This is a genomic window from Asaia prunellae JCM 25354 (assembly GCF_000613885.1).
GTDB classification, from domain to species: Bacteria; Pseudomonadota; Alphaproteobacteria; order Acetobacterales; family Acetobacteraceae; genus Asaia; species Asaia prunellae.
In genome coordinates this window covers 190,730-197,962 of sequence record NZ_BAJV01000006.1, presented here as the reverse complement: position 1 = coordinate 197,962, position 7,233 = coordinate 190,730, and the positions used below count along the sequence as shown (strand labels likewise).

The 7,233-nt window shown below is 54.2% G+C and carries 4 protein-coding genes and 1 pseudogene; 4 read left to right on the top strand and 1 reads right to left on the bottom strand.

Annotated features, from left to right (window positions below):
• A partial coding sequence (locus JCM25354_RS06950) for a Hint domain-containing protein (protein WP_025885471.1) occupies positions 1 to 1,202 on the top strand: 1,202 nt, incomplete at its 5' end.
• 210 nt (positions 1,203 to 1,412) lie between these two features.
• Here JCM25354_RS06950 and JCM25354_RS06945 read toward each other — a convergent pair.
• The gene (locus tag JCM25354_RS06945; RefSeq protein ID WP_035446909.1) at positions 1,413 to 1,940 is read right to left on the bottom strand and encodes a hypothetical protein; all 528 of its coding nucleotides are present in this window, start codon (positions 1,938 to 1,940) and stop codon (positions 1,413 to 1,415) included.
• 221 nt (positions 1,941 to 2,161) lie between these two features.
• On the opposite strand from JCM25354_RS06945, the gene JCM25354_RS06940 reads away from it, so the two are divergent.
• From JCM25354_RS06940 to JCM25354_RS22335, 3 genes and pseudogenes are all read left to right on the top strand, one after another.
• Complete coding sequence (locus JCM25354_RS06940) at positions 2,162 to 2,992, top strand: ABC transporter ATP-binding protein (protein ID WP_025885469.1); 831 nt, start codon at positions 2,162 to 2,164, stop codon at positions 2,990 to 2,992.
• Between the two features lie 95 nt (positions 2,993 to 3,087).
• On the top strand, positions 3,088 to 4,410 hold the full coding sequence (locus JCM25354_RS06935; protein WP_025885468.1) for a hypothetical protein: 1,323 nt from the start codon (positions 3,088 to 3,090) through the stop codon (positions 4,408 to 4,410).
• Positions 4,411 to 4,490: 80 nt separating this feature from the next.
• Positions 4,491 to 7,189 (top strand): annotated as a pseudogene (locus tag JCM25354_RS22335) (M16 family metallopeptidase).
• Positions 7,190 to 7,233 lie beyond the last annotated feature (44 nt).

Genomic DNA, 7,233 nt, shown 5'->3' with positions numbered 1-7,233 from the left:
TCGTCAGCAATGACAAGATTGGTGATCCATCTCAGGTGATCTGGTCCAACCAGTCAGGTGCCGTACCCGGATCAACCGCCTTCCCGTCTTTCGGGGGCGCCAGCACAAGTCTCAAACTGGAAAATGCGGCAGGTACTGAGAGCATCTCCTATGACCGCATTTCGGGAGGCGTAACCAGTCCCGGATTTTACGACCCCAATGCGCATTTCAATATGCCCTGCTTCCTCGCAGGTGCCATGATACTGACGGAACGCGGCTATTGCGCAGTGGAATCACTTCGCCTCGACGATAAAATCGGAGTGTTTCTTGGATCGACCGTCAAATGGCGCCCAATCAAAGCACTCTCGACTGGCATCTGCCATGTATCAAACGATCCCTTCCCGGATCGCGCCGGGTATCCGGTCGTCATTCGCAAGAATGCTTTCGGAGAAAATAAGCCGAACGACGATCTGCGCGTAACCCCTGATCACGCAATTGACATTGATGGCACTCTTTTCATGGCCAGAAGCCTCGTCGACGGTGCCAAGATCTATTTTGATAAAGAGGTAAGATCCTATTCCTATTACCATATCGATCTTCACGACCATCATGTCATTGAAGCTAATGGTTTACGTGTAGAAAGCCTTATCAATCACAATTCTCAAAGTGTTTTCAGAAACACTGTAACGCAGCAGAACGAGAATTTTTCAGCCATTGGACCGGCCAGACAAATACCTCTTTGCACCGATCCAGCAAAAATCGAGAGTGTACGCAACAGACTTGATCTGCAGTCCTGTCCAGCTGCATCTCAGACAGGCGCTCCCCTCTCCTTCAGGGTTTTCAGTGATGACGGTCAGGAATTGCCTTTCCGATCCGCAACTGGTCAAAAAGCCAGCTTTGTCGTACCTGCGCACGTCAATGCTGTAAAAATTGTTTCGGAAATTGCACGCCCTTACGATGCGATAGGCGTTCATATTGAAGATCGTCGCAAACTGGGCCTGCTCATAGGTGAAATCACTATCTATGAGTCTTCCTCATCCGTCACACAAAAGAGCCATCTTGAGCATCAACGTGGCTGTGGCTGGTCTTCGCTCGAATCAGATACGTGCAGATGGACGGCAGGAGAGGCTCATCTGAAACTCGATCGTCACGATCCTGCCAATGACGCGATCATTGCCTTCGATGTACTCGATGACTGTGCACGTTTCCTGCACTATCATTGATAGATCAATGAGTGAGACTTTCTTGCAAGTCTCACTCAAAAGAGCCGGGCAGAGAATAAAACCAGTTCCATTGCCTGCCCGGCAATTTCCATGACGCATGCTACTGTACGGTTTGAATCTCTGCTTTCTGAACGCGCCCTGTTCAGAGCCCGGAAAACTCGTATGAGTTACCGCACAACTTAAATATTCACGACACCGTTTTCCCGGATCCTAGTCTTTTATCCCGCCCATGATTGGCCGCAATTCCACACGGCTCTGACTTCTGCGCCTTACGGGTGGACGAGGCTGGCAGGAAACAAAATATAGACCTATTGCGAAAATCAGATTTGACACGATCATAAACAGATCAACGAGCATCAGGGGGCCGCTACCGGTTACCCCTCTCCACAGCGAATAGATCAAGAAAGCAACGTTCAGCGGGCGCATACCAAGCAGGAGCGAACGTAAGGGATTGGCCTGTCCCGGCTTCACCAGAACGCGCATTCTCATGATACCCAGATAGAATGTCACGAAGAGTATCCAGTTCAGAATATTGAACACGGAAGCTCCAAGAGATGCATAGCCGCAAAAAGACAGAATGACGATTGCCGCCAGGAAGAAAATGATAGCTCCGAGTTGCAGACTCATACCGAGTTCGGCTGAGGGCAGTTTCTCGGGTAATCTGTCCGAGACAGGCTGGAATATCTTATCGAGCAGCCAGAGATCGGCCTGATTGATGCGTTCGACGAATGTGGACATGAGGCTGATTTAACCTGCTCTTTGCCAAGCCGCATCTTTTTTCTTCATGCTCCGGATATGACACTCCGACGCGTCATATCTGCTCCACCAAACAGAAGAGTGCGGCACTGTCCACCAGAACAACAATCGTATTCTTGACGAAACAAAAAAGACAATAGTATATTTTTTCAGTAAACTAAAAGAAATCAGAATGATTCTTCGCCTTATCAAGGGTTTATCGCATGTCCTTTCCGGTCTCTTTATCGGGTGTTTGCAAGACCTGTGATAGCAAAAAAATTCTTGACGACATCACTGTCTTTCTACGCCCGGGAAGCATTAATGCTCTGCTTGGCCCCAATGGTGCGGGCAAGACGACACTGATCGGATGTCTTCTGGGGCTTCTGACACCGGATTCAGGTTCTGTACAAATCTGGGGCGAAAAAGCCGATGCCCTGAGTGACTCAATGCGCCTGCGTATCGGTTTCGTTCCACAGACCATGACCGGACTTACCTGGTTCCGCGTGCAGGAACTCAAGGATTATCTTGCGTCTTTTCGAAACAGCAAAGAAGATCAGGAAGACCGGATATGGGCTGACTGGGCCGCGCTGGATCCGAAAGCGCGCATCTCAACGCTGTCAGGTGGAGAACGACAACGTCTGGCCATTGTTCTGGCCCTTCGTTTCTCACCGGATCTGATTATCCTCGACGAACCTGTCGCCAGCCTCGATCCTGCAGCGAGACGTGATTTTATCGATCTGCTTTCGCGCCATGTACAACGCCGAGAGACCACGGCTCTGATTTCCTCGCATATTATTTCCGATCTGGAACGGATCTGCGATCGCTTCCTCTTTCTTCAGAAAGGGCGGCTAATTGGCGATCTGGCTGCCGATGTCTTTACACGTGAGATACGTCGTCTCGCAGTCTGGCCTGATACGCATCTCGGCCTGAGGATCATCTCAGATCAACCCGATGGCAGTGTCTGGGTAAGCGGCTGGAGGCCCGAGCTTGATACGCTGGATCTGCCCGTTCTGTCCGGCGATATGGAAGCGTATTTTCTGGCATTGACCCGATGAACACCTTCGGAAATTCGGGCTCCCGCCAAGTAGTCACAGATTGCCGGCGTGCCGTGCGGCTGTATATCTCGCCTGTTTTCACGCGAGAAAATCCAATGGCTTTTCTCGCAATTCTGTACGGGATCTTCTGCTTTTCTCTAGCCTGTATCCTGCGCCATGGCCAGTTCTGGCATGATGGACATTATGCAATTCCGCCAGTTCTGGCATCCTTCTGGTGGTTTCTTCTCTATAGCGGCTTTTCCGCCATCAGCCTGCATTACTGGCGGCAAGTGCGACTTCTCACGGCCTATTTTCTGCCGCGTCAGCAACGCGCTGAATATCTCGCCATTCATGTCGTCGCCATTATCCTGATTCTGCTCCTTGCCATTCCTCCCCTGATGACGAATGCACCACTGCTCAACAGCCTTTCGCTTGAAACCATAAGCCTGGTGCTGTGGTCTGCCCCCCGCGAAACGGCCTCCGTCAACAGGCTGCGGAACCTGGCAACGCCGCAAGGCATGATCAATACACTCTGTTTTTTCATTCTTCTTGTACCCAGAATGCAGAATTATCTTTTCTCCGCTCCCTGGTTCATTGCCCTGGCAATCATCATTTTCTGTTTCGGCCTGACACTGTATTTTCTTCGCGTCCCGAAATACTCGCCCGCTACAGAGAGGGCGCAACGCGCTTCATCCGGTTTCCAGCCATCATCCGCGCCTGTCAGGCATCTCGGGGCTGTACTTCTCTGGCGCCCGTCGTGGCTCGTCAGATTACCTCTTGCTGACCCTGTGCACACCGGAAGTCCAATCGCTGTCGCCATGCTCGTTATTGGTGCAACGCTGTTCTTTGCCTGTATCTCACAGGTGATCATGTGGGCGACAGACGGCGTCGCGCCATCACTTCTGACCACACGCCACCGCCTGCCCGAACTGGCACGTCAGTCGCTTTTTCTGGTTGGTATCGGTCTCTCGGCCTGGATGACCCAGCGCGGAGACTGGCCTTTTCTGCTGACACTCGGACCATGTGGCAAAAAACGGGTTTTTGCCCGGATGGCCTATCGCCTTCATCTGCAACGCGCACTTCAATCCGGCCTAATCGCAGGAACGCTGATCGCCATCGTTACATGGCTTGACCACCGTCTTGCTTTCAGTTCTGCCCTTGCAGGCGGATGGTCCTGCGGAGCTTTTCTGGTCGGCGCCAGCTGCCTGCCGACGCTTGCATTTCTGGTACCGAAACTCAACCGTCCGGGTGTGATCATGGCGCTCAATATCGCTGGCATGATCATGGGAATGCAGGCAGCCACCTCTGTCATCATGGATACGGAACTGTGGTGGCGCTGGTTCCTGGCACCTGCATCACTTCTCCTCGCCATCCTGTTTTATTATCTGATTCCGCCCCGTCTGGCTGCCCAGGACTGGCCTATCGAACCACCCCGCTGAGAGGGAGTGGAATGGACAGGCTGTGACAAGCTGTTACGCTGACTTCTTTCTATCGTGTTTCCTGCATTCAGGAGTTTATTATGGCCATGCTGCCCCATCTGCGAAAAATGCTTCTGGCGTCGAGTCTACTTATCGCGCCTGCGCTCTCCCTTTCCGCCATGGCAGCGCCTGATACTCCCGCCCCCCATGCCGCCACGGCCATGGAAAGTGCTGTGAAATCCACATTGCCCAACGGGTTGCGCGTGGTCATCGTGCCCGATCGTCTTGCGCCTGTTGTACAGACGCAGGTCATTTATCTCACCGGTTCAGCAGCAGCACCGGAGGGCTTCCCCGGAACAGCCCATGCGCTTGAGCATATGATGTTCAACGGATCCAAGGCACTGAGCCGCGACCAGCTTTCGACCGTCAGCGCGCGTATCGGCAATGTCAGCAACGCCTTCACAACAGAAGATACGACCCAGTTCTACTTCCAGGCGCCTGCGCATTATCTCGATCTTCTGCTGAAAATCGAAGCTGACAGGATGCGTAATATCCTGTTGACCGACGCTGACTGGACACATGAACGCGGGGCTATCGAGCAGGAAGTTGCCCGGGACGTTTCGATGCCGTTCGAACGCTACCTGATCGCCCAGAACCGCGCCCTGTTTGCCGGAACCTCTTACGAACATGATGCGCTTGGTACACGTGAATCTTTCGACAAGACGGATGCCAGGCTCCTACGCAGCTTTTATGACAGCTGGTACCAGCCAATAACGCCATTCTGCTCATTGTCGGCGATGTCGATCCCGCGACCACCCTCGACAAGGTACGCAGCCAGTTCGGCGCGATCCCCGCTGGTAAGCTCCCCGCACGCCCGGTTATCAAGCCCGCTCCTGTCAAAGCCCAGACAATCAAAATCGACAGCGATTATGCAACGGGCATTCTGAGCATCGCCTATCGGATGCCTGGGTCACAAAGCCCTGATTATGCTGCTGCCCAGATACTTTCCGATGTACTGGCCAGCCAACGCGGTGCCCTTTTCGCCCTTGTCCCGCAGGGAAAAGCGCTCGCAACCGAGTTTTCCTATAATGCCCGTGTACAGGCTGGTGTTGGCAACGCTCTGGCTGCCTTCCCCAAAGGCCAGGATCCCAGCGCTCTGCTCGGCGAGATCCGCACCATCCTCGACACCATTCGCCAGAAAGGTGTTCCTGCCGATCTGGTCGAAGCAGCGAAACGCAAGGAGATTGCAGCCCTTGAGTTCAACGCCAATGGTATCACGGACCTTACACAGAGCTGGGCCGATGCGCTTGCCTATAGCGGCGTCGATTCACCCGCTGATCTGGTGAAGGCCTATCGCAATGTTACGCCGGAGCAGGTTAATGCACTGGCGGCGCGTCTGCTCGATCCCGCTCACGCTGTTACCGGCATCCTGACGCCGTCCGGAGGCAAGTCGCCCGATATCGGTGGCAACAAGGGACCTGAGTCCCTCCTGCCGCCACCCAGCAAGAATATTGTTCTGCCCGAATGGGCTGCCACTGCTCTGGCCGATCTGCCCAAGCCAGAACCTCTCTCGCAACCGGCATACTTTACACTCGGGAATGGCATCACCCTGCTGGTGCAACCAGAGCATGTCAGCCACACAATCCGGCTCTATGGCGCCATTCGTCACAACAACTATCTGCAACAACCCAAAGGCAAGGAAGGTGTCGCCGATCTGACGAGCGACCTTTTCCTCTTTGGCAGCACATCTCATAACCGTCTCGCCTTTGCAGCGGCACTTGATGAGCTCGCTTCTGATGCTCATGGCGGCATATCGTTCTCGCTCAGCACTCTGAGCGCCAATTTTGACAAGACGCTTGCCCTGCTCGCCGAAAACGAGTTGCATCCCGCCTTCCCGGCACAGGCTTTCACCATTCTCAAACAACAGGCCATCGCAAGCCAGGCAGGAATCCTTCAATCTCCCGGCTATCGCTTTCAGCGTGCCGTCACCAAAGCGCTTGCTCCGGCTAACGATCCGTCCCTACGTGAAACCACGCCCCAGACATTATCGACTGTCTCTCTTGCCGATGTGCAGAGTTTCTACAAATCGGCCTATCGTCCTGATCTGACGACCATCGTGGTAATTGGCGACATCACACCGGAAAAAGCCAGGGCTTCTGTCGAAGCCGCTTTTGGCAGCTGGACGGCAAATGGCCCCAAACCCGTGGTTGATCTGCCTGCACGCCCGCAAAGCAAGCGGTCTGAGACAGTCGTCGACGACCCCGGCCGTGTGCAGGATACAGTCTACCTCGCCCAGACTGTGGCCAGTGGCGTGAAAAACCCCGATCGTTATGCACTGGAAGTCGGCAATGAAGTGCTTGGCTCGGGTTTTGCATCGCGGCTGATGCAGGATCTGCGTGTACGCAGCGGCATGGTCTATACCACAGGTTCGGATTTTGCCTGGTCTGCCAATCGTGGCGCCTTTATGATCACCTATGGCTCTGACCCTGACAAAACAGCCAAGGCTCATGATGCCGCGTTGCGTAACGTGGCTTCCATGCAATCCGGTCCCGTTTCGGATGACGAGCTGCTTAATGCCAAGGGGTCCATACTACGCGCCATACCGATGGAGCGGGCCAGCTTTGGCGGCATTGCCGGCCAGTATCTGTCACTGATCGGCCTCGGCCTGCCCCTTACGGAGCCGGATGAACGCGCCAAGGCTGTTTATGGTATGAGCGCCAAACAGGTACAGGACGCATTCCATCGCTGGGTCCGTCCGGCCGACATGGCACAGATTATCAAGGGACCGGCACCGAAATAACAGGGTGCCTCCGGGGCTTTGCCCCGGCCCCACAAGAGCCCTGC

Coding starts and splice junctions, on each gene's coding strand:
- JCM25354_RS06935 (WP_025885468.1), top strand. CDS start 3,088: ATGGCTTTTCTCGCAATTCTGTACGGGATCTTCTGCTTTTCTCTAGCC.
- JCM25354_RS06945 (WP_035446909.1), bottom strand. CDS start 1,940: ATGTCCACATTCGTCGAACGCATCAATCAGGCCGATCTCTGGCTGCTC.
- JCM25354_RS06940 (WP_025885469.1), top strand. CDS start 2,162: ATGTCCTTTCCGGTCTCTTTATCGGGTGTTTGCAAGACCTGTGATAGC.